Origin of the sequence: Archangium gephyra (assembly GCF_042230915.1) — a bacterium.
GTDB classification, from domain to species: domain Bacteria; phylum Myxococcota; class Myxococcia; order Myxococcales; family Myxococcaceae; genus Archangium; species Archangium gephyra_B.
Genome location: NZ_CP102578.1, coordinates 9,977,261 through 10,000,311, shown reverse-complemented (window position 1 = coordinate 10,000,311; position 23,051 = coordinate 9,977,261). Strand labels below are relative to the sequence as shown.

Genomic DNA, 23,051 nt, shown 5'->3' with positions numbered 1-23,051 from the left:
CCTCTCCCGGAGGGCGAGGGGAGGGGCTCACGTTCAGGTGAGCGGAAGCTCCAGCGTGGCCGTGGCACCCTTGCCGGGCCCCTCGCTCCGCAGCGTGAGTCTTCCCTTCAGGAGCTGCGCCGCCAACGCGCTCGAGTGCAGCCCGAAGCCGTGCCCGTCCTTGCGCGTGGTGAAGCCATGCGCGAACAGCTTGTCCATCACCTCCGGCTCGATTCCCACCCCATCATCCACCACCTGGATGCGCGCGATCCGCCCCTCCGCCACCAGCCTCACCCACATGTTGCGCTTTCCCTCGGGCACTCCGTCCAGCGCGTGCTTCGCGTTGCTGATGAGGTTGATGAGGATCTGCAGCACCTTGTGCTTGTCCACCTTCACCTTGGGCACCGCCGACAGCTCGCGCCGGATGCTCACCCCGTGACGCTGCAGCGCCGCCACCTGGATGCGCAGCGCGTCGTCGATCAGCTGCGCCAGGTCGCACTCCTCCGTCATCAGCGCGGTCCTGGCGTACGTCTGCTGCACCTGGACGATGGCGCGGATGTGCTCGATGTGCCGGCCCATCGCATCCATGTCGTCCATCAACTGCATCTGCTCGCGCATCAGCTCCTCGGCCAGCGCGGGCAGGTAGCTCATCAGGCGGCTGCCTCGCGGATGCTGCGCCAGGAGGTCCGCCAGCCCCTCGCTGTTCTCCACCAGCAGGGCCGAGGCCTGCTTCAACCGCCCCACGCGCGAAGAGCCCACCGCCTGGCGCATCATCTCGAGGTTGACGACGGCGCTGGTGAGCACGTTGCCCACGTTGTGCAGCACGTTGGAGGCGATCTCCGCCATGCCCACCTCACGCGCGGTGTCCACCAGCCGGGCCTGGGCCTGCTTGAGCTCGTGGGTGCGCTCCTCCACCCGCTGCTCCAGCTCGTCGTTGGCCTGGCGCAGCTCCTGCTTGGCGCGCTGCACGTCCGCATACAGCCGCGCGTTCTCGATGGAGATGGCCGCCTGCGAGGCGATATGCCCCAGCAGCGTCAGGCGTGCCGGGCTGAAGGCGTTGGTGGCCAGGTCGTTCTCCAGGTACAGCGCCCCGGAGAACTGCTCCTGCCTCAACAGCGGCAGGCACAGCACCGAGCGCGCTCCGCCGCGCGCAAGGTACGCATCGGACGAGAACGGGTGGGGCTTGGAGGCATCGCCAATGAGCACGTGCTCCCGGGTGCGCCGGACATAGGAGATGAGCGTCCACGGAAGCTCCTGGTTCGCTGTATCGGAGAGGGCCGCCACCGAGAGCGTGTCCCCAGCCGGGAGCAGCAGGGCTCCTCGCTGGGCTCCCGCGTTCTCGATCGCCGCCTGCAGCAGCGTCGTCACCAGGCGCTCCAGCACGATCTCCCCGGAGATGGCCTGCTGGGCCTTGACCACCGTGAGCGCGTCGATGCTGCCCGAATTCGTACTGCTGGTGGTCTCCCTGTCCTCGGTGGCCGCCGGAGCCGTGAGATGCGGCCACTGGGACTCCAGGTGCTGGACCTTGCCCAGGGCGCCCCACCGCTGGTACGCCGCCCGGGCCTCGCGCGCGAAGGCATGGGCGACGATGGGGGCTTGCCGCGTGCGCCAGTAGTTCGCCGCGAGCTCGCTGGCCAGCCCCACATATTGGGTGGCACCGCTCTCGCGCGCCGCGCGGATGGCCTCTTCGTAGGCGCACGTCGCCTCCTCCGCCCGTCCCGCCAGGCGCGCCAGCTCCGCGGACACCATCCGCTCGAGGGCGCGGAAGTTCTCGGGGCACTGCTCCGCCCACTCCGCGAGTTGCCGCTGGTGGCCTTGGAGTTCCTCGAGGAACCGCCGCTGCTCCTCGGGAGGGGCCCCCTCGTGGCACGCGGCCAGGGTCAGGGCGCGGTAGAGGTGGAATTCGCGCAGGGGGAGGGCGCCATTCGTGATCCACAGACTCCCGGCCGTCTTGTCCGCGGCCTCGAGGGCTTCCCGCCAGGCGCCGCACATGAAGCGCGACTGGAGCTTGACGATCCAGTAGTTGCAATACGTGCCGCGCAGGCGCTCGGGCATCAGCCGGGCCTCGAAGGACTGCTCATCGAAGCCGTCCCAGCTCATCGTGCCGAACGAGCGCGAGTGCCCGCGCATCTGCTGCGCGTAGCTGTGGTAGATGAGGAGCCAGTCCAGCGGATCCTGGAGCCCGGTCTTGCGCAGGAAGTCGCCGCGCACGAGTGCCTCCCGATGGACCTCCTCCAGGTTGTGCCCCATGGCGAGGCGGCTCACGACGACATCAGGGCAGCAATAGGTGGCGATGATGATGTCGCCTGCCTGAAGCGCGTGATGGAAGGCGCTGAGAATCAGCTCCCGTGCGTTGGAGAGGGGTTGGGTCCAGTAGGACACGTACCGCATGCCGTAGAGCACCGTCCCCACCAGCGCGGACAGGTGGTGCCGTTCGACGAGCTCGCGGGCGAGCCTTCCAAAGGCAAGGCCTTCCTGGTACCGCTTGAAGTATGCGCTGGTGATGACACCGAACCAGCAGAGGCCGTGCACCGCCGTATCGTGGAAGCCGTGGCGGAGGGTGAGGGAGACCATCCGGCTCAGGACGATGATGAGCAGGTGGGGATCGGTGGTGTAGGCGGAGCCGAAGAGCGTGTAGAGGACGCCGATGACGACCTTCATGTCCGGGTCGGTCATGGGAGGCAACCCGGTGAGGCTCTCGATGGGGCGCTTGCCCAGCAGGGTCCACACCTCCTCATGGGCGGCGCTCGCCTCCTCCCAGGAAGGGTGAAGCGGGATGGGCATGCCCAGCGAGCCCAGGAGCTCCAGCAGGCAGGTGGCGGCCTCCGGGACCTCACCCATGGCCAGGTGGAGGTCATGCCTCAGCCGGTAGACCGCCGCGGTGTCCGAGCGGGTCCGCGTCCGGGTGCGCAGCTCCTCCACCAGGCGGCACGCCCCGGCGAGGTTGCCGCGCATGAACTCACAGCGCGCTTCCGTGAGCCGCAGTGAGATGGCCAGCTCGTAGTCCGTCTCCCAGGGGTCTCCTGGAATGAGCGTGAAGGCGGCCGTGAGGTAGGTGATGGCGGGGCCGAGCGCGACCGCGGCCTGGGCCTTCCTGCCCGCCTCGGCATTCAGCCGCGCCAGGTGGTGGCGCTCCGCGGGCTCCTGGAGCAGGCCCGCCCCGGCGTTGAGCTGGCTCACCACGTCGAAGATCCGCTCGTGCACTTCCTCCGGGGACAGGCTCTCGAGCAGCAGCCGGCCAATGCGCAGGTGGATGGCCGCGCGCTCCGCCTCGGAGGCAAGGGAGTGGGCCGCCTGCTGGATGCGGTCGTGGAGGAAGCGGTACTGCTCCGGGCCGGCGCGCACCAGCAGGCCTTCCTGGAGCGCGGGCCCGAGGCCCTGCTCCACTTCTCCCACCTCCGCCAGCCCGGAGAGGGTGCCCAGCAGCTGGAGCGTGAAGACATTGCCCACGCAGGCCGCCAGCCGCAGCAGATGCTGCGTGCCAGGGGGAAGCTGGCGCAGCTTGCCCACCATGAAGTCGACGACGTTGTCCGAGTAGCTCCGGGCCCGCACGCCTTCGGCATCCCAGCGCCACGCTCCGCCAGGCACGCGCACCAGCAGGCCATCCTGGTGGAGCGTCACCAGCAACTGCAGGAGGAAGAAGGGGTTGCCGCCCGTCTTCTCGTGCACCAGCGCCGCGAGGGGACCGGCCACCTCCGCTCCCGCGCCCGGCAGCGTGTCCCCCACCAGTTGCGCCACCTGCTCCACGCTCAGCGGCTCCAGTCGCAGGCCCGTCATCCGCGCGCCGGACTTGCGCACCTCCTCCACGACCGCCATCAGCGGATGGGTGGGGCTCACCTCGTTGTCGCGGTAGGCACCCAGCCACATCACCGGGGGCGTCTCCGGTTGTGACAGCAGCAGCTCCATCAGCTTCAGGCTGCCCAGGTCCGCCCACTGCAGGTCATCCAGGAACACCACCATCGGGTGCTCCGGGGTGGCGAACACCGCCAGGAACTGGCGCATCACGCGCTGCAACCGGTGCTGCGTCTCGCTGGGAGACACCTCCGGAAGCGCGGGCTGCGGGCCCACCACCACTTCCAATTGAGGCACCAGGTCCACGAGCACCTGGCCATGGCCCCCCCAGGCCTGATTCACCCGCTCGCGCCACCCCGCGAGCTCCTCATCGCTTCCCGCCAGGAGCTGCTGCACCAGTCCGCGCAGGGCCTGCGCCAGCGTGGCGTACGGAATGTCCCGCTGGAACTGGTCGAACTTGCCGCTCAGGAAGAACCCGCGCCGCTGCACCACCGGCTTGTGCAGCTCGTGCACCACCGAGGACTTGCCGATTCCCGAGTACCCGCTCACCAGGAACAGCTCCGGCCGCCCCGTGCGCACCACCCGCTCGAAGCCCTCGAGCAGGGCGGACACCTGCGCGTCACGCCCGTAGAGCCGTTGCGGCAGCTGGAAGCGGTTGGGCGTGTCCCGCGTCCCCAGGGCGAACACCTCCTGGGTGCTCTGGCCTGGCGCCTCGCGGCACCGCTCCAGGTCCGCCGTCAGGCCCTCGGCGCTCTGGTAGCGCTCCTCGGCCACCTTCGCGAGCAGCTTCATCACGACGGCGGACAAGGCCGGCGGCACCCGCGGATTCAGCTCGTGCGGCGGCCTCGGCTTCTGCGCCATGTGCGCGTGGAACCATTCGAGCGCATCCCGCCCCTGGAAGGGCCGCTGCCCCGTCAACAGCTCGTAGAACGTCACGCCCAACGAGTAGAAGTCCGTCCGGTAGTCCACCGAACGGTTCATCCGCCCCGTCTGCTCGGGCGACATGTACGCCAGCGTCCCTTCGATCAAATGCGTCGGCGCCGCATCCAGGTGCTCCACCTGCTGCAGCGTCGCCACGCCGAAGTCGATGAGCCGCGCCTCCCCCGACGGCTCCTCGATGATGTTGGAGGGCTTGATGTCCTTGTGGATGACGTTGCGGCAGTGGAGCTCCCCCAGGGTGGAGGCCAGCGAGAGGGCCAGGGTGAAGAACCGGGAGAGCTCCAATGGCTGGCCCGTGGACTCGGACAGGGTCTCGCCTCGCACCCGCTCCAGCAGCAGCACCGGCCGCTCCCGGAGGCGCTCGCAGGCATAGGGCCTGACCACCCCGCGGACGTCCTGGAGCCGCTGCAGGATGGCGAACTCCCGCCGGTACCTCTCGTTCTCACTGGAGCCGGGCGAGGGCACCATCGGCGTCTTGAGGATGATCGGCAGACCATCGGCCTCGCGCACCGCATGGAACAGCACGTTCGAACCCGTCGCTCGGATCGTGCCAAGAACCTTGTAACCCGGGATGTCCAACATGGATGCGTGTCCTTGCCGAGCGCCGGTCTCCATGACCGAGGCCACCAGCATGACAGAGCGGACAGGGCCGGGTGTGCGCCTGGGCCGGGACTGGAAAGGCGCGGGTGATGGGCCCCTGGAACCCGGCCAAGGGAACATCCCATTGGAGTGCCGCCAGGACTCCCTGTCCTGCCCGGTTGCCACCGGCTAAAAGGGCCGCCATGACCCGCACCCTCCTCTCCCTCGCCACCGCCGCGCTGCTCGTCTCGGGCTCCGCGGCCGTCGCCGAGGCGCCCTCCCGTCCGCCCGACGCCACCGAGCTCAAGCGCATGACGTCCCGCTTCGCCCCCGTCGACATCCAGGCCGATGTCTCCAAGCTCCCCGAGAACGAGCGCCGCGCCCTCGCGAAGATCGTCCAGGCCTCGAAGCTCATGGACCCGCTCTTCCTGCGCCAGGTCTGGGCCGGCAACGAGACGCTCCTGCTCGACCTGCTCAAGGATGGCTCCCCGCTCGGCCGCGAGCGGCTGCACTCCTTTCTCCTCAACAAGGGCCCCTGGTCCCGGCTCGACCACAACGCGCCCTTCGTCCCCGGTGTCCCCGCCAAGCCCGCCGAGGGCAACTTCTACCCGGCTGGCGCCTCCAAGGCGGAGCTCGAGGCCTGGGTGAAGTCCCTCCCCGAGGCCCAGCAGCGCGAGGCCACCGGCTTCTTCACCACCATCCGCCGCGACACGGCCGGCAAGTTCGTCTCCGTGCCCTACAGCGTCGAGTACCAGGGCGAGCTGGCCCAGGCCGCGCAGCTTTTGCGCGAGGCCGCCGAGCTCACCACCCAGCCCACGCTCAAGGCCTTCCTCGTGAAGCGCGCCGAGGGCTTCCTCAGCAACGATTACTACCCGAGCGAGGTGGCCTGGATGGAGCTCGACGCCAGCATCGAGCCCACCGTCGGGCCCTACGAGGTCTACGAGGACGAGTGGTTCAACTACAAGGCGGCCTTCGAGGCCTTCATCGGCCTGCGCGATGACGCGGAGACGCAGAAGCTCGCGAAGTTCAGCGGCGAGCTGCAGGGCCTGGAGAACAACCTCCCCATCGACCCGAAGCTGCGCAACCCGAAGCTGGGCGCGCTCGCCCCCATCCGCGTGGTCAACAGCATCTTCTCCTCCGGGGACGGCAACCGCGGCGTGCAGACCGCGGCCTACAACCTGCCCAATGACGAGCGCGTGGCGGCCGAGAAGGGCACCAAGCGCGTGATGCTCAAGAACATCCAGGAGGCCAAGTTCCAGCGCGTGCTGCTGCCCATCGTCCAGGTGGCGCTCCCCGCGAAGGACCGCAAGGACGTCTCCTTCGATGCCTTCTTCACGCACATCCTCATGCACGAGCTGATGCACGGCCTGGGGCCCCACAACATCACCGTCGAGGGCAAGCAGACCACGGTGCGTCAGGCGCTCCAGGCGTCTTCCAGTGCCATCGAGGAGGCCAAGGCGGACATCTCCGGCCTGTGGGCCCTGCAGCAGTTGGTGGACAAGGGCGTCCTCTCCAAGGACCTGGAGCGCACCATGTACACCACCTTCCTGGCGTCCGCGTTCCGCTCCATCCGCTTCGGCATCAACGAGGCGCATGGCAAGGGCATCGCCCTGCAGCTCAACCACTTCCTCGATACCGGCGCCGTGGTGGTGAACAAGGACGGCACGTTCACGGTGGTGCCGGGGAAGATCAAGGAGTCCGTCAACGCCCTGACGAAGCAGCTCATGGAGCTGCAGGCCAGCGGCAACCGCGCCAGCGCCGAGTCGCTGCTCGAGAAGATGGGCGTGGTGCGCCCCGAGGTGAAGCGCGTCCTGGACAAGCTGAGCAAGGTGCCCGTGGACATCGAGCCGCGCTACGTCACCGCCGAGAAGCTCGCCGCCGAGCTCGGCGGCTTCTCCACCCCGGCCGGGAAGTAGCACCGCCCTCCGCCCGCCCGCCGCGTGCGTTTTCCCGTGCGCGGCGGGCCGGGTGGGGTGCAGAGATGAGCCGGATGCGGAACCACGTTCCTCCAGACCCCTGGGGTGTGCTCATCGCGCTGACCGTGCTCGGCGCGTGGCTGGGCCATCTCGTCTGGCTGCTGGTGGCGGCCAACCTGTCCCTCGCCTCGCCGCTCACGTACCTGCACATCGCCCTACAGGCCTACCTGTGCACCGGCCTCTTCATCACCGGCCATGACGCGATGCACGGGACGGTGAGCCGCTTGCGGTGGGTGAATCAGGCCGTGGGCACGGCTGCCTGCTTCCTCTTCGCCGGGCTCTCCTACCGGCGCCTGGTGGTCAACCACCGAGCCCACCACGCCGAGCCCACCGGGCCGGACGACCCGGACTTCTCCACCCGCACCCAGTCCTTCTGGCCGTGGTTCGCCACCTTCATGGTGCGCTACACCACCTGGCTCCAAATCCTCGTCATGGCGGCCAAGTTCAACCTGTTGCTGCTCCTCGGAGTGGCCCAGTGGCGGATTCTGGCCTTCTGGGTGGTGCCCGCGCTGCTCGGCACGGTGCAGCTCTTCTACTTCGGCACCTTCCTGCCCCACCGGCGCCCGGACACCCCGGACATGGCCCCCCACCACGCGCGCTCCCTGCCTCGCAACCACCTCTGGGCCATGCTCTCCTGCTACTTCTTCGGCTACCACTGGGAGCACCACCAGTCGCCCTCCACCCCCTGGTGGCGCCTGTGGAAGATGAGGGACGTGGCCCGGTTGTAACCGGATTCCGGTTCGGACGTACTGAGAGGAACCATGCGCCAGAAGCTGCCCGAGCCCCTGGGGTCCGAAATCACCTCCGAGTCGCTGTACCTGCGCCGGCGCGAGTTCATCAAGAGCGCCGCCCTCTTCACCGGCACCGCCGCGGCCGTGGGGACGGGGCTGCAGCTCCTCAGCAACCGGCCCACCGGCGCGGGAGGCCCCCCGGTGCTGGCCACCCCCGGCGAGCCCCCCAAGGTGGTGCGGCCCCGCGGCCCGTACGACACCGACGAGCGCGCCACGTCCTACGAGGACGCCACCACCTACAACAACTTCTACGAGTTCGGCCTCGACAAGGGCGAGCCCGCCGAGAACGCGCACACCCTCAAGCCCCGCCCGTGGACGGTCGTCATCGACGGCGAGGTGAACAAGCCTCAGCGCGTGGACATGGACACGCTGCAGTCCTGGTTCCCCCTGGAGGAGCGCGTCTACCGCATGCGCTGCGTGGAGGCCTGGTCCATGGTGATTCCGTGGCTCGGCTTTCCGCTCGCGGGGCTGCTGCGGCGCGTGGAGCCCACCGGCAAGGCGAAGTACGTGGCCTTCACCACCCTCAAGGACCCCGAGCAGATGCCCGGCCAGAAGTACCCCGTGCTCGACTGGCCCTACGTCGAGGGTCTGCGCCTGGACGAGGCCCTGCATCCGCTCGCGATGATGGCGGTGGGCATGTACGGCCGCGTCCTGCCCAACCAGAACGGCGCGCCCCTGCGGCTGGTGGTTCCGTGGAAGTACGGCTTCAAGGGGATCAAATCCATCGTCCGCATCACGCTCACCGAGAAGCAGCCGCCCACCACCTGGAGCCGCTCCAACCCCGGTGAGTACGGCTTCTTCGCCAACGTGAATCCCGACGTTCCCCACCCGCGCTGGAGCCAGGCCTCCGAGCGCCGCATCGGCGAGCTGCGCCGCCGCCCCACGCTGCCCTTCAACGGCTACGCCGAGCAGGTGGCCAGCCTCTATTCGGGCATGGACCTGCGCAAGAACTACTGACGCCCATGGCCGCCCCTCCGCACCCCTGGCTCAAGCCCGCCGTCCTCGTGGGCGGCCTCTATCCATTGGTCTCCCTGGCGCTCCAGTTCGCGCAGGGGACGCTGGGCGCCAATCCCATCGAGCGCGTGCTCAACCAGACAGGGCTGCTCGCCCTCATCTTCCTGGTGGCATCGCTCGCGTGCACGCCGCTCAAGGTGGTGTCCGGGTGGACGTGGCCCATCCGCCTGCGCAAGCTGCTGGGCCTGCAGGGCTTCGCCTACGCCTCGCTGCACTTCCTCACCTACGCCGTGCTGGACCAGGGGCTGGCCTTCGGCGTCATCCTCGAGGACATCGCCAAGCGGCCCTTCATCACCGTGGGCTTCCTGGCGCTGGTGCTGCTGGTGCCGCTGGCCGTCACCAGTACGAATCGCATGGTGCGCCGCATGGGCTTCCCCGCCTGGCAGCGGCTGCACCGGCTGGCCTATGTGGCGGCCTCGCTGGGCGTGGTGCACTTCATCTGGCGCGTGAAGAAGGACCTCACCGAGCCGCTCATCTACGGCGGCGTGCTCCTGCTGCTCTTCGCCATCCGCGTGGCCGAGGCCTTGCGCAAGCGGCGGGCGCGCTCCGCGGCTCCAGTCTCGGTCACCTGAAGGGCCCGGCCGCTCAGCCCTTCCTGGCCGGGGGCAGGAGGGGGTCCACCCGCGTCATCACCCCCATGGGGGCTCGTGGACTCAGGCGTCCTCACCGTCAGTAGCGCCCCGGCCCATGGCCAGCAGCTCGTCCTCGCTGCGCGAGAGCAGGGGCCGCAGCAGCGGGTGCTGGTACTGACGCTCGACGGTGATGGCGTAGAAGCTCTCGTGCAGGCCCGGTACGACGCAGTACTCCTGCAGCACGCCGCCGCGCAGCTCGTCCCGGACGACCACCGAGGGCAACAGCGCGACGGCCCGGGTGTCGCGCGCGAGCAGACGCATCATCGCCATGTCGTCCACCTCCGCGAGCACCCGCACGCGCACGGCGAGCTGCTCACACAGCGCGTCGAACGCGGCGCGGAGCTCGCTGTCCGTGCCCGGCAGGAGCATGGGCACCCCGGCGATGTCCCGGGGAAATCGGAACGCCTTCGCCCGGGGACGGCCCACCAGGCTGACGCGCTGCTGGGCGATGCGGCGGCAGTGCCAGGGCCGCCCCGCGTCGCGCTGCACCGGCCGGTTGGAGAGCACCAGGTCCAGGGCGTGCGCCTCCAGGCGGTGCAGCAGCTCATCGAGGCTCCCGGAGGACAGGCGCAGCTGCACGCCGGGCTCTCCGAGCAGCGGTTTGATGAAGGACTCCTGGAAGTTGCGCGAGAGCGTGGCGACGGCGCCCACCCGCAGCACATGCTCGCGCCGCCGGCCCTCCTTCAGCGTCGCGAGCAGCTCGCCGCCGGCCGTGAAGATGCCCTCCGCGTACGCCAGCGCGATGCGGCCCGCCTCGGTCAGCTCCAGCCCGCGTCCCTCGCGCACGAAGAGCGCCTGTCCGAGCTGCTCCTCGAGCTGTTTGATCTGCGTGGACAGCGCCGACTGCGACACCCGCAGGCGCCGCGCGGCCCGCGTCAGGTTGCCGTCCTTCGCGACGGCCCAGAAGTACCGCAGGTGATGGAAGTTGAGGAGGGGCTCCGCCATGACCGTTCCATAGGACAGAACGTTCCAAGCTGTATTATGAATTTTTAATGAACGTTCGCGGTGAGTACATCTCCCCGCATGAACGACTTCCTGGCCAGGCAGCACCTGTTCCTCCCGGGCGTGTGGCTCGATGGGGTGACCCTCGTCATGTTGACGCTGGTCGGCTTCATCGGCCTCGTCATCCTGCGCTTCTCCAAGGCGTACCTGCACGGGGACCCCGGACGGCCCCGCTACCTGCGCTGGCTGCTGGCCACGCTCACGGCGGTGATGGTGCTCGTCCTCTCCAGCAACCTGCTGGTGCTCGCGCTCGCGTGGATGGCGGCCAGCCTGGCGCTCCACCAGTTGCTGACCTTCTACGCGGACAGGACGCAGGCCCTCGTCGCGGCCCACAAGAAGTTCCTCGTCAGCCGGGTGGCGGACCTCTGCATGCTCGGCGCCCTCGCGCTCATCGGCGCGCAGGTGGGCAGCCTGGAGCTCGCGGACCTCCATGCCTGGGCCGAGGCCACCCCCTCGCTCCCCGCGGCGATGCACGGGGCCACCGTGCTGCTGGTGCTCGGGGTGTCGCTCAAGAGCGCCCAGCTCCCGTTCCACGGCTGGCTCCTCCAGGTAATGGAGGCGCCCACCCCCGTGTCCGCGCTGCTGCATGCCGGGGTGGTGAACATCGGCGGCTTCCTGATGATCCGCCTCGCGCCGCTCCTGGTGAAGGCCGAGCTGGCGCAGACCCTGCTCGTCCTCATCGGCACCACGACGGCGGTGGTGGCGGCGCTGGTGATGACCACCCGGGTGAGCGTCAAGGTCGCGCTCGCGTGGTCCACCTGCGCGCAGATGGGCTTCATGCTGGTGCAGTGCGGCCTGGGTGCCTACTCCCTCGCGCTCCTGCACCTGGTGGCGCACTCGCTCTACAAGGCCCATGCCTTCCTGAGCTCGGGCAGCACCGTGGACCAGTGGCGCACGCGGGCGCTCGTGGCGAAGCGGGAGCCGGTGGGGCTCGGCCGGTGGTGGGCCGCGGCGGGCGTCGCGCTCCTCGCCGTCACCGCGGTGGGTACCGTGTCTGGTGCGAGCCCGCGCCTGGAGCCCGCCCCCTGGGCACTCGCCGCGGTCATGGGCCTGGCGCTCACGCCGCTGCTCGTGCGCGGTGCCGGAGGAGGCTGGCGCCGCCTCGCCACGGTGGGGCTCGGCGCCCTGGGAGTCGCCGCGCTCTCCTTCACCTGGCACGCGGCCTTCGGCCAGTTGCTCGCCGCGCCGCTTCAAAGCGGAGAGATGGCACCGCGGCTGGCTCTCGTCATCGCGGGCTTCGGGCTGCTCTTCGTGCTCCAGGCCGTCCTGTACGCGCGGCCCGACGGACGCCTGGCGCGCACGCTCTACCCGCGCCTCTTCGCCGGGCTCTACCTCGACGAGGTCTTCACCCGCCTGACCTTCCGGCTCTGGCCTCCGCGGCTTCCGCCCCGCGCTCCCCACGGCCGTCCTTCCCCCGTCATCGAGACCCTGGAGGCCTGAGTCATGGGACAGACGAACACCGCCACCACCCTGGAGCTGCTGGGCCCGGCTGGGCTCGAGGAGACCGTCGAGCGCGCCTGCGCCCGCATCGCTCCCACCTGGCCGCTGGACCGGTTCATCGCGGTCAATCCCTTCTGGAACTTCATCGACGCGCCGCTGCCGGAGGTCTCCGCCCGGCTGGGCTCGCTCTGCGGCAGCCGGCTGCTCATGCCACGCGCCTGGTACCGCGAGCAGTGGCGCGCGGGCCGCTTCCAGGACAAGCACCTGCGCGAGGCCCTCTCCCAGCTCGGCTCCACCCGGACGGTGGAGCGGATGAAGGCCCTGCTCGAACTCGACGCGCTGCCGCCGCCGCCGCGCCGCGCGCACGTGACGGACGTGCTCGACACCCGGCGCGACCTCGTCCATGGCATGTCCTGGCGCGACTTCGTGACGCACAGCCTGAGCCAGTTCTGTGCCGCCTGGTTCGACCAGGGCCAGGCCCAGCTCGGCCCGGACCGGCGAGGGGGCCTCTACGCGAGCTGGCACCGTCAGGCCCAGGACGACCGGAGCCCCGCGCTCCTCATGGGCCTGAAGGAGTACCACGGCCTCGCCCGCGAACTGCCGGGTGACGCGGGCGCGCTCATCGCCTCGGCCCTCGCCGCGCTCGACATCGCGCCCGCCGAGCGCGAGCACTACCTCACGTCGCTCCTGCTGGACATCAATGGCTGGGCGGCCTGGTGTGCGTACCTGCGCTGGACGGCACGGCTCGAGGGCCGGAGCGATGGGCACCTCGTCGAGCTGCTCGCCATCCGCCTTGCGTGGGAGTGGCTGCTGCACCGCTCCGGCGGGCAGGGCCTGGCCGCGCGGTGGCAGGTGGCCATGGCCGGTTGGACCGCCATCGACCGTGCCTCCGAGGAGTCGCAGGCGGATGACTGGGTGCTGCACCGGGCGCTCGAGCTCGCCTACCAGGACACGCTCTGCCGTCAGCTCCCGGCGGGGCTCGGGGCGCGCCGCGTCTCCAATCCCTCGGTGCAGGCCGTGTTCTGCATCGACGTGCGCTCGGAAGTGTTCCGCCGGGCGCTCGAGCTGCAGAGCCCCTCGGTGCAGACGCTCGGGTTCGCGGGGTTCTTCGGGCTGCCCATCGAGTACCAGCCACTGGCCACCCCGGCCACCCGGCCGCAACTGCCTGGACTGCTCGCGCCCCGCTTGCGCGCCACGGACACGCAGGTGCCGGAGGAGGTGGCCTCCCGGCGTGAGCGGCGGCTCGATTTCGGCTCGGTCTGGAAGCAATTCAAGACGGGCGCGATGTCTGGCTTTTCCTTCGTCGAGGCGCTGGGGCTCTTCTACGCGGGCAAGCTGGTGGGGGACAGTCTCGGGTGGAGCCGGCCGGTGCCACTCCCGGAGCGCGCCGGGCTCTCTGCCGCCGAGCACGCGCGCCGCAAGCCGCGGCTGACCGGAGCCGCGGGAGGGGGGGAGCTCGGGCTGGCGGCCCGGTGCGAGCTGGCGGCCGGAATCCTCCGGGCCATGAGCCTCACCCGCGGCTTCGCCCGGCTCGTGGTGCTCATCGGCCACGGCAGCGAGACGGCCAACAACCCGCATGCGGCGGGGCTCGACTGCGGGGCGTGCTGCGGACAGACGGGCGAGGTCAATGCCCGGGCCGTGGCGGCGCTGCTGAATGAGCCGGAGGTGCGCGAGGGCCTGGGGGCGCGGGGCATCGAGGTGCCGGCGAGCACGCGCTTCGTCGCCGGGCTGCACAACACGACGACGGACGCGGTCGAGCTGTTCGACCTGGACGAGCTGCCCGGGAGCCATCAGGACGAGGTGTCCACGCTGAGGGGCTGGCTCGACGAGGCGGGCCACTGGACGCGGGCCGAGCGGGCGGTGCACCTGGGGCTGGGAGGGCTCGAGGGGGAGGCGTTGCGCGGTGCCATCTCCGCACGAGCGCGTGACTGGTCGCAGGTGCGGCCCGAGTGGGGGCTCGCCAACAACGCGGCCTTCATCGTCGCGCCGCGCGAGCACTGCCGTCACCTGGACCTGGCCGGCAGATCCTTCCTGCATGAGTACCGCTGGGAGGAGGACACGGACTTCGCCATCCTCGAGCTCATCATGACGGCACCGATGGTGGTGACGCACTGGATCAACCTCCAGTACTACGCCTCCACGGTGGACAACGCGCGCTACGGCAGTGGCAACAAGGTGTTGCACAACGTCGTGGGCGGCAACCTCGGGGTCTTCGAGGGCAATGGAGGAGACCTGCGCATCGGGCTGCCGATGCAGTCGCTGCATGACGGCTCGCGCTGGAGGCACACGCCGCTGCGCCTGAGCGTGTTCATCGAGGCGCCGCGGCCGGCCATCGAGCGGGTGCTGGAGAAGCACGCGCACGTGCGCCAGTTGGTGGAGAACGAGTGGCTCTACCTCTTCCAGCTCGATGCCGAGCGGCAAGAAGTCCTGGCCTGGCGTCAGGGCTCCTGGGTCTCCACGTAGCTCCCCCACGCAGGTGCGGAGGAGCCGGCGCGCTCCGTGTCGCCCTCAGCGGCTCGGGGGCGCGCCGTTGCCGTTGAGCTCGAAGGGGTTGGCCGGGTGGCGCGTGTTCCACTCGTTGATGACGTCGAGCAGATCCCCGGCCTTGGGCATGAGCGCGTAGGAGAGCAGCACGCTGCCCACCGCGACGCCCAGACCGCCGTACATCATTCCGAAGTTGGGCTTCTCCACGCAGAACGGGTCGGACCCCGGGAACCGGGACGGTTCGCACTGCTCCGACCTGGACGCCATGCCGAGCACGCTGACGACCACGCCCACCGCGACGCCCCCGATGCCCAACGCGAGGCTCGTCTTCCTACGCTCGGACAACTGCTGCGCCTTGGGGCCCACCAGGTCGTCCTCCTTGACCAGCTCCGCCAGGTGCTCCAGGTCCTTCACGTAGATCTTCGGCGCGGGCGCGGTGGCCTCGAGCACCGGGCGATCCACCGCCGGAGCCTGCGCCGCCGCCGGGGGGGTCGCCGGGGCTGGAGCCGGCGTGGCGGGCGGAGCGGCTTCCGCCGTCACGAGCCGCAGCGCGCTCTCCTGGATGTAGCCCACGTTGCCGTCCGGCAGCCGCACCCGGCGCCAACCCGCCTCGGCCTCCTCGGACACGGATAGCTCGGCCTTCTCCACGAAGGTGTGGAGCACGGGCGACGTCGCATCGGGTTGGGCGTGGGCCTTGGCCTCGAACACCTTCACCACCGCGGGCGCGGCGTGGGCGACGGTGGCCAGCAAGAGACTGAAGAAGAGAGCGGTGCACAGCGAACGCATGGGTCCTCCGGGTCAGGAGGGCCTTCTACGTGGCTGCTCGCCGCCAATCCAGGTGGCCGGCCGCCTACTTCTTGGCCGGCGGCAGGATGGTGTCCACCAGCGTCATCAGCTGGGCGCAGCTCACCGGCTTGCGCACGAAGGCGTTGATGCCCGCCTTCTGGCCCTTGTTGCGCACCTCGGCGGCGTTCGCGTCACCCGTCATCATCAGGATGGGAATCTTCGCCACCTTCGTGTCGCGGCTGGCGCGCACCGTGGCCGCGAAGTCCGCGCCGTTCATCCCGTCCATGTGGAAGTCGGTGAGGATGAGGTCCACCGGCTGCGTCTCCAGCACCTTCAGGCCCGCCTCGGCCGACTCGGCCTCGATGTACTCGAAGGAGCGCGCCATCAGGTAGATCTTCAGCAGCGTCCGGATGGAGCGGCTGTCATCCACCAGCAGCACGCGCTGCGGCTGCACGCCGGGCTCCGGACGGGCGAAGGGACGCGACTCGGGCGTGGACGCGGCCGCGAAGGCCTTGGCCGTCTCCGCGTTGAGCACGCCGAAGGGGCGCGCTGGCTCGGAGAGGGGCGCCGGCCCGGTGGAGACAGCAGCGGGCCGCGCCGGCTCGCTGGGAGCCGTCGTCGGACGTGGCGACGTGGTCGCCGCTGCTTCGGGCACAACAGTTGCCGGCTTCATTGGAGAGTCTCCCTGCACTGTCCCCCCTCCACATCCCTTTCCGGGAATTCCTACAGTATGTTCGCCGACGGACAGCACGAAGTCAAAGCGGGCCGTGATCCCCTCCTGGAGTTTTTCGTGCCGCTGGGATGAGCCTTTTTCACGGCACTTCGAGAACGAACGACTGGCTCTCCACCGGGGGCAGCCCGTCCTCGGGCGCCAGGGTGGGAGAGAGCTCGTTGGGGACGCGCCACGTCTGGCCGGTGAACTGGACGAGCGTGATGGCGTAGCGGCCGGAAGGCACCGACTGCAGGGGCATCCGTTTGAGGGGGTCGCGCACGTCGAGCGCCTGGGGCTGCACGACCACCCTCAGTGAGGGTACCACCTCCACGCAGGGTGACTCATCGTATTCGAGCAGGGCGTCCATGAGCGCCGGGTCCGGGGCCAGCACCGCGGCGAGCACCACCTGGTCCGGCAGCCCGTCGCTGGTGCCATCGTCCCGGGGGTAGTCGGCGCCCACGGCATCGAGGATGCCATCGCGGTCCAGGTCGTTCTCGTCGGCGAGCTGCTGCGCCTCGCTGAGTCCGGGCCAGCCCGTCAGCTTGCGCACCACCACGCGCGGCCACAGGTCCGGCTGGCCGTCCCCGTTGGCGTCGTCGGGGAAGCCGTCGCCGTTGTCGTCCACGCAGCGCACGACGAGGCCGGGGTGGCCCGCGGACACCACGCCCTCCTGGACCCGCAGGGGCACCAGGTCGAGCCGTTTGGAGCCCTCCGAGGGGTCGAACCGGGAGCCTCCCTCCACGCGGAAGGCGGGCCGCTCGGTGGGGACGGTGCTCGAATCGCTGAAGCTCACGATGACGCCGGAGGCGGCCTGGAGGGCGCCGTCCGGGCCCGCGGCCACCTCCACCACGCGTGGCACGCGGGTGACAGGGTCCACCGCGGCGCCGCCCACGTCCCCGGCGTTGGGCTCGCCAGTGATGCTGAACCAGGGGATGAAGTCCGGGCCGTGGCAGGGCGTGGCGCCCGTGAGGCACGTGTCCGCGTCGATGAAGCCGCGCAGCAGGTAGCGCCCCGGGGCCACGAGGCTGAAGGAGAAGGGCGCGGTGAAGGGGCCGGAGGAGCCCGGCGCCGCCGGTCCGAAGAGCTTCTGCGCGGGGATGACGGTGAAGCTCAGCGGGCGGCCTGAGCCCTGGGGCGGAGGCGGACGGGCGGCGTCGTAGAGCAGGACGATGGCGTTGCCGCGCGCCTGGCTCTGCACCACCACCTGGCCCTCGATGCGGGACAGCTGCTGGTTCTGCCGCTGGTCCGCGGTGGGCACCACGGGCGGGGGCTCGCAGCCGGTGGCGAGCACGGACGCGAGGGCCAGGCCCACCAGCGTCTTGGAGGAGGAGAGGCTCATGGGGTCACCGTCAGGAGGGCGAGCACGCGGCGCTCGATGCGGTTGCCGAAGGGGTGCTGGGCGTGCGTGGGGCCCAGGTTGGAGCCCACCAGCGCCACCGACACCCGGTCCTTCACCGGCGTGTAGCCCACGCGGGCGTTGATGACGGCGTAGGCGGGCAGCGTGTTGGCCAGCGGCTCGATGACGGTGGGGTCCTTCGAGGAGGGCTCGCGCTCCACCCAGGTGGTGGCGGACGTCCAGGCCGCGTCCACGCCCAGCTCCAGCGCCTGGCGCGTGCGGTAGGTGATGCCGCCGAACAGCTTGAACTGGGGCGCCTGGCTGCACGGGCCGCACAGGCCATTCTCGCCGTTGGCCGCCACCTGCTGGAAGGCGGCGCTGGCCTTGATGCCGAGCCCATCCACCGGGGCCAGCGTCACGCCGGCCTCGGCGCCGCGCGCGGTGTAGACGGCCGCCTCGTTCTCGAAGAGGGAGCGGCCCAGCAGGTACGTGCCCGTCTCCGCGTCCCAGGACTCGCCCGCGGGCAGCGGCCGTACGGCGGACAGGTGGATGAGGTTGCTCACCGTGTGCTGGTAGAGCGCCACGTCCCAGTCCATGCCGAGGTCCGGCGCCTCGCCGCGGTAGCCCAGCTCGAGCGCCACCATCTGCTCGGCCTGGAGCGCCCGGTTGCCGCTGGAGAGCGCGCTGGCGCCGTTGACGCCCGGGATGGGGACGCGCACGCCCATGTAGCTCTCCAGGAACGTGGGCTCGCGGAAGGCCGAGGCCGCGCTGGCGCGGAAGGCATGGCCCTCGAAGGGCGTGAAGAGGGCGGAGATGCGCGGCGAGTGCGCCAGGCCCGGCTGCCCCTTGTCGAGCAGCGGGTGCCGGTCCACGCGGTAGGAGGCCACCACGCGGAAGGGCTGGGCCAGCCGCCACTCGTCCTGCACGTAGGCCGCGGCGTGGAACTCCTCGCGCAGCGGGCCCAGGTAGTCCCACGCCACGCGCTTGAGGCGGCCCTCCACGCCCACGTTCACCTGGTGCTCGCCCAGCAGCTCGAAGCTCTTGCTGTAGAGCACCTCGCCGTTGAAGAGGTTGGACTCGACGCGCGTGGCCAGCGAGCGCTGGCCCAGGGGCTCGTACTGAGGACCCGCGTCCACCCCGAGGTGGTTCCAGAAGGCCTTCACCTTGAGAGGCCCCAGCCCCACGTCCAGCTTGGCGAAGGCGCTCACCCCATCCAGGTAGAAGTTGCGCAGCAGGCCCAGCGGGTAGATTTCCGTGTAGAAGCGGTTGACGCCGCCGGACACGCCCACCTCGGCGCCCGAGTCGAACTTGTAACTGGTGGCCAGGTTGCCGCGCGCGCTGCGCAGGCCGAGGTGGGGCTGGGGGTCCACCACCGCCACGTCCGGCCGGTCCCCCGCGAAGTCCCGGCTCCACTTGTCCGCCTGCGAGTACGCCGCCGAGGCGCGGTAGCGCAGCCCGCCCGTGCCGCCATGGCTCACGAAGCTGCCGCCCGCGGCGTTGGCGTTGCCGGCGTGGGCCTGGAAGCGCGCCTTGGGGCCGGTGCCCGGAGCGCGGGTGATGATGTTGACCACGCCCAGCATCGCGTTGGCGCCGTAGAGCGCGCTGCCCGGGCCGCGGATGACCTCAATCCGCTCGATGTCCTCGAGCTCCACGGGGATGGACGACCAGAGCGTCATGCCCAGGAAGTCCTGGTACTCGGTGCGGCCGTCCACCAGCACCAGCACCTTGTTGGCCACGCGCTGGTTGAAACCGCGCACCGACAGGTTGGCGCTGCCCGGCCCCAGCATCATCACCTCGGCGCCCGGCACGCGGCGCAGCAGCTCCGGCAGGCTGGTGGCGCCCGACAGGCGGATGTCCTCGGAGGTGATGACGGTGGTGGCGTTGGGCGCCTCCAGCGAGGACTGGGCACGGCGGCTGGCCGTCACCACGCGCTCCTCGTAGGGCACCGCTCCCTCGTCCAGCTCGGAGGAGGCCTCGGCCCCGGCCTCGTCGGCTCCGGCGGCCGGGGTGGGCTTCTCGGAGCTGGCGGCGGGCGGGGCCGCGGGCAGGGACTCGGCGCGGGCGATGGCCTTCTCCAGCCGCTCGACCAGCACCGCGAGCGAGCGGGCCGCCTCGGCGCCGGGCGCCGCGGGCATGGGGGGTAGTCCGGGCTTCTTCCCCGGCACCACCGGCTCGCCGGGCTTCGCCGACTCGGCCTGCTTCGCCGCCTCGGCGGCCCGCAGCGACTCCTCCAGCTTCACCAGCGCGGCCTGCGCCGTGGCCACGTCCGGCGGGTTGGCGGCGATGTAACGCCGCAGGTAGTCCGCCGCCTCGGTCAACCGGCCCGCGTCCTGGTAGGCCTGGGCGATGTTGTAGAGGACGTTGGGGTGGGGCTTGATGGAGTAGGCCAGCAACAGCTCGGCGATGCCCTGGTCGTACTGACCCTGGGCGATGAGGCTCATGCCGGTGCGGAAATGACGGCGGGCCTCCAGGCGCGCGTCGCCGAAGGCACTCCCCGCGTACAGCATCAACGCGAGGGCGCCCGCTCGCTTCAGGGCGGTCGGGTTCATCACAATCTCAGTAAGGGTCGTCCTTGTACCCGGCGGAGTTCCTGTCCGACGCGGAGCGGGAACCGGACTTCTTCTTCAGCTTCTGCGTGTGGCGCACCACCGGCCCCTCGCCCGCGGCGATGGCGGTGACCCGCTGGTAGCCGTCCAGGGCGAAGGTGAGGCGGGCGCTCGCGCGGCCATCGGCGCCCGGGGGCACCGGCAGCTCCACGGGCGTCTCTCCCAGCACGCGCCCCTCGTACAGCACCTTCGCGCCGCCGGGCTCGCTGTCGATGACGAAGCGGATGGCCACGGGCTCGGCCGGAACGGGGGGGGCGGCCACCACCGCGGGCTCGGCGGCGGGCTGCTGCGCCGGGAGCGCGGGCGCGGCCTCGGCGGTGGGAGCGGGCTGGGGCGCGGGCTGCTCGGGGGCGGGCGTCTTCACCGCCGGCGCCACCGCCTGGACGGGCTCGGGCGCGGCAACGGGCGGGGGCGGGGGCGGGGGCGCGCGCAGGGCCACCACCGCGGCCACCGTGAGCCCGAGCAGCAGCGAGCCGGCGAAGAGGGCCAGGGGCAACGTGCGCCGGGAGGCCGGTTTCGCGGGCGTCTCCTCCACGGCGATGTCCAGCGCCACGGTGCTCGCGCCCGTGGAGCCGGGGGAGGGCAGGGGGCCGGTCTGCGGGCCCGACATGGGGCCGCTGCCAGGGGCGGGGAGGGCCGAGAGGCCGGTGGTGATGGAGTTGCGCGGGCTGGAGAAGGCCCCGCTGAAGCCCGCGGACGCGGCGGCGCGGCGGATGGCCTCCAGCACCTCGTCCATGGACTGGAAGCGCTCCTCGGGGCGCTTGTAGAGGCAGCGCATCACCAGCGCCTCCACCTCCTGCGGCACGGTGTGCGCGGGCCAGACGGCGGCGAAGACGGGTGGGGCCTCGTTGAGGTGCTTGAAGATGACGTCGATGCTCTGCGCCGCCATGAAGGGCGGGCGCCCCACCAGCATCTGGAACATCACCACGCCCAGCGAGTACACGTCGCTGCGCGGGTCGGACACGTTGCGCGCCTGCTCGGGCGCCATGTACTGCGGCGAGCCGAGGATGACGCCGGCCTGGGTGATCTCCGTCTCGTTGGGCCCGCCCCGGTCCGGCAGGAAGGACTTCACCAGCCCGAAGTCCAGCACCTTCACCACGTCATGGTCGTCCTCCTGGTTGAGGACCATGATGTTGGCGGGCTTGAGGTCGCGGTGGATGAGGCCCACCCGGTGCGCCTCGCGCAGCGAGCGCGCCACCTGCTGGGTGATGTTCATCACCCGCATCCACGGCAGTGGCCCGTGCTGCGTGAGGAGCTGCGCCAGCGTCTGCCCCTCCAGGTACTCCATGGCGATGTACAGCACGCCATCGTCCGTGCTGCCGTAGTCGATGATGGTGACGGTGTTGGGGTGGCGCAGCTTGGAGGTGACGGCCGCCTCCAGGAAGAAGCGCTTCTGGAAGCCCGGGTCCTTGCCCTCGCTGTACTGGGGGTTGAGCACCTTGAGCGCCACCAACCGGTCCAGCGGCGACTGCACGGCCTTGTACACGCGGCCCATGCCCCCAGCGCCGAGTGCCTCCACGATGCGGAACTTGTCGTTGAGGACCCGGCCGATGAGGGGATCTCCGATGTCGGCCGGTGCGCTTTGAGCCTGCGCGCCGCTTTGTACCATGAGCTCCCCCGCCGCCCGCCGGGTGGGCGGGGCGAAATGTGACCTGTCTCGTATGCTACCACCAGACGCGCTGGCTCCGAAAAGTCGGGAGCGGCTGGAATCCGGTTCCACGGAGGGCCGACAATACGGCTCCCGCGCACATCCGTCACGTGCTGGACAGGTTCACCTGCGGAGTCCTTCCCTGACGCACTGCGTGCGACCCGGCACTCCCCGGGCCGGGGAGGGGACTTGCGCACCGCGTCAAGGCGCGCGGCCCTTCCAGGGAGGCCTACTTGCGCTTGCGCGCGAGCGCCTTCTGGCGGGCGGCTTCCTTGGCCTTCTCCCGGGCGGCCTTGAGCTTCTCCAGCTTCTGCCGGGCCGCCTCCCGCTTCGCCTGGGCCTTCTCCCACTTCACCTTGGCCTTCTCCAGCTTCACCACCGCGCGTTGGGTCAGGCCCGCCTTCTTCTTGCACCCGGTGGCCACGGCCTTGAGCACCAGCGGCCGGCCCTTCACCGGCAGCGGGCTGCGCGCGAGCTCGGGCACCTCGGACAGCAGTTGGTCCGCCTCGCTCCCACAGCGGCGGTAGCGATCCCTCACCTCTGTGTAGAGCGAGAGCCGCGCCGCGAGGTCCTTCTCCCGCCTCGCCTTCTTCTCCAGCTCCGGTGCTTGCTGGCTGTCGCCGAGCGGCCCGGACACGAAGTCGATCAGCCTCCGCCCCTGCTTCAGCCGGGCCTCCGCCTGCTCCAACTTCCGCTCGGTGCTCCGCGCCGACGCCCCGTAGTCCTCGCTCTTCGCCTCCAGCTCCTTGCCCGTCCGCAGCCGCTCCCGGGTGCGCTGGATGGCCTCGCTCGCCGCCGTCACCTGCGCGCTTCCGGCGTCCTTCGCCTCGAGCGCGTCCAGCGCCTCGTTGACCGCGAACATCGCCTCCACCACCGCGTCCCGCTGCTTCTCCACCGCCGCCTCGAGCTCCTTGCGCTCGCGTTCGGCGACGGACTGCTTCTCCCTCCGGACCTTCTCCTCGCGCACCTTGGGCACGCGCGCCTGCAGCTCCGCCAGCTCCGAGCGCAGCATCTCCCCCTCGGGCGACAGGTCCACGTCCGGGTGGGCCAGCACCTCCTTCGCCTTGGCCAGCAGGGGCTCGGCGCGGTCCGCGTTCAGCTCCCGCAGGTGGTTCGTGGCCTCGTTGATCAGCAGGGTGGCCTCGTCGGTCCGCTTCTCGCCGTAGGCCTGGCGCTGCTGCTTGGTGCGGGGGCCGCAGGCGCTCGAGGCCACCGCCAGGAGGAGGAGGAGGAGCACCCAGGTGCGGGAGGTGGTGCGTGCGGGAGTCATGTCGGTCGCCATCCCGGGCTCGGGGTAGGGGAGAGCATGGTCCGGAAGGGCGGGTGGAAGGAAGC

General features: G+C 70.6%; 14 protein-coding genes. 6 read left to right on the top strand and 8 right to left on the bottom strand.

Translation table 11 applies throughout. From position 1 onward, the window contains the following. Positions 1–33: 33 nt before the first annotated feature. Complete coding sequence (locus NR798_RS39295; RefSeq protein WP_375767702.1) at positions 34–5,292, bottom strand: AAA family ATPase; 5,259 nt, start codon at positions 5,290–5,292, stop codon at positions 34–36. A gap of 200 nt (positions 5,293–5,492) precedes the next feature. Between NR798_RS39295 and NR798_RS39290 the strand changes: the two genes are divergently transcribed. From NR798_RS39290 to NR798_RS39275, 4 genes are all read left to right on the top strand, one after another. Next, complete coding sequence (locus NR798_RS39290; RefSeq protein ID WP_375767701.1) at positions 5,493–7,205, top strand: hypothetical protein; 1,713 nt, start codon at positions 5,493–5,495, stop codon at positions 7,203–7,205. A 74-nt stretch (positions 7,206–7,279) separates the two neighbouring features. Beyond that, positions 7,280–7,993 carry a fatty acid desaturase gene (locus NR798_RS39285; RefSeq protein WP_375773897.1) on the top strand — a complete coding sequence of 238 codons (714 nt, stop codon included), beginning with the start codon at positions 7,280–7,282 and terminating at the stop codon, positions 7,991–7,993. Positions 7,994–8,026: 33 nt separating this feature from the next. After that, positions 8,027–9,013 carry a protein-methionine-sulfoxide reductase catalytic subunit MsrP gene (gene msrP, locus NR798_RS39280; protein ID WP_375767700.1) on the top strand — a complete coding sequence of 329 codons (987 nt, stop codon included), beginning with the start codon at positions 8,027–8,029 and terminating at the stop codon, positions 9,011–9,013. 5 nt (positions 9,014–9,018) lie between these two features. Beyond that, on the top strand, positions 9,019–9,642 hold the full coding sequence (locus NR798_RS39275) for a sulfite oxidase heme-binding subunit YedZ (RefSeq protein WP_375767699.1): 624 nt from the start codon (positions 9,019–9,021) through the stop codon (positions 9,640–9,642). Between the two features lie 81 nt (positions 9,643–9,723). Here NR798_RS39275 and NR798_RS39270 read toward each other — a convergent pair whose 3' ends face one another. Further along, the gene (locus NR798_RS39270; protein WP_375767698.1) at positions 9,724–10,647 is read right to left on the bottom strand and encodes a LysR family transcriptional regulator; all 924 of its coding nucleotides are present in this window, start codon (positions 10,645–10,647) and stop codon (positions 9,724–9,726) included. A 78-nt stretch (positions 10,648–10,725) separates the two neighbouring features. Here NR798_RS39270 and NR798_RS39265 point away from each other — a divergent pair, with 78 nt between their 5' ends. Together NR798_RS39265 and NR798_RS39260 are read left to right on the top strand one after the other, a co-directional pair. Then, on the top strand, positions 10,726–12,144 hold the full coding sequence (locus NR798_RS39265) for an NADH-quinone oxidoreductase subunit L (RefSeq protein ID WP_375767697.1): 1,419 nt from the start codon (positions 10,726–10,728) through the stop codon (positions 12,142–12,144). A 3-nt stretch (positions 12,145–12,147) separates the two neighbouring features. Next, positions 12,148–14,607, top strand: a complete 2,460-nt coding sequence (locus NR798_RS39260; protein ID WP_375767696.1) for a YbcC family protein — start codon at positions 12,148–12,150, stop codon at positions 14,605–14,607. A gap of 45 nt (positions 14,608–14,652) precedes the next feature. Here NR798_RS39260 and NR798_RS39255 read toward each other — a convergent pair whose 3' ends face one another. The 6 genes from NR798_RS39255 to NR798_RS39230 form a co-directional block, all read right to left on the bottom strand. Further along, complete coding sequence (locus NR798_RS39255; protein WP_375767695.1) at positions 14,653–15,414, bottom strand: hypothetical protein; 762 nt, start codon at positions 15,412–15,414, stop codon at positions 14,653–14,655. A 64-nt stretch (positions 15,415–15,478) separates the two neighbouring features. Beyond that, positions 15,479–16,087 carry a response regulator gene (locus tag NR798_RS39250; RefSeq protein ID WP_375767694.1) on the bottom strand — a complete coding sequence of 203 codons (609 nt, stop codon included), beginning with the start codon at positions 16,085–16,087 and terminating at the stop codon, positions 15,479–15,481. 139 nt (positions 16,088–16,226) lie between these two features. Then, on the bottom strand, positions 16,227–17,465 hold the full coding sequence (locus NR798_RS39245; protein WP_375767693.1) for a hypothetical protein: 1,239 nt from the start codon (positions 17,463–17,465) through the stop codon (positions 16,227–16,229). Then, positions 17,462–20,011, bottom strand: a complete 2,550-nt coding sequence (locus NR798_RS39240; RefSeq protein ID WP_375767692.1) for a TonB-dependent receptor domain-containing protein — start codon at positions 20,009–20,011, stop codon at positions 17,462–17,464. Before NR798_RS39240 ends, NR798_RS39245 begins: the two co-directional genes overlap by 4 nt. Positions 20,012–20,018: 7 nt before the next feature. Continuing rightward, positions 20,019–21,677 carry a serine/threonine protein kinase gene (locus tag NR798_RS39235; protein ID WP_375767691.1) on the bottom strand — a complete coding sequence of 553 codons (1,659 nt, stop codon included), beginning with the start codon at positions 21,675–21,677 and terminating at the stop codon, positions 20,019–20,021. Positions 21,678–21,945: 268 nt separating this feature from the next. Then, on the bottom strand, positions 21,946–22,986 hold the full coding sequence (locus tag NR798_RS39230; protein WP_375767690.1) for a hypothetical protein: 1,041 nt from the start codon (positions 22,984–22,986) through the stop codon (positions 21,946–21,948). Positions 22,987–23,051 lie beyond the last annotated feature (65 nt).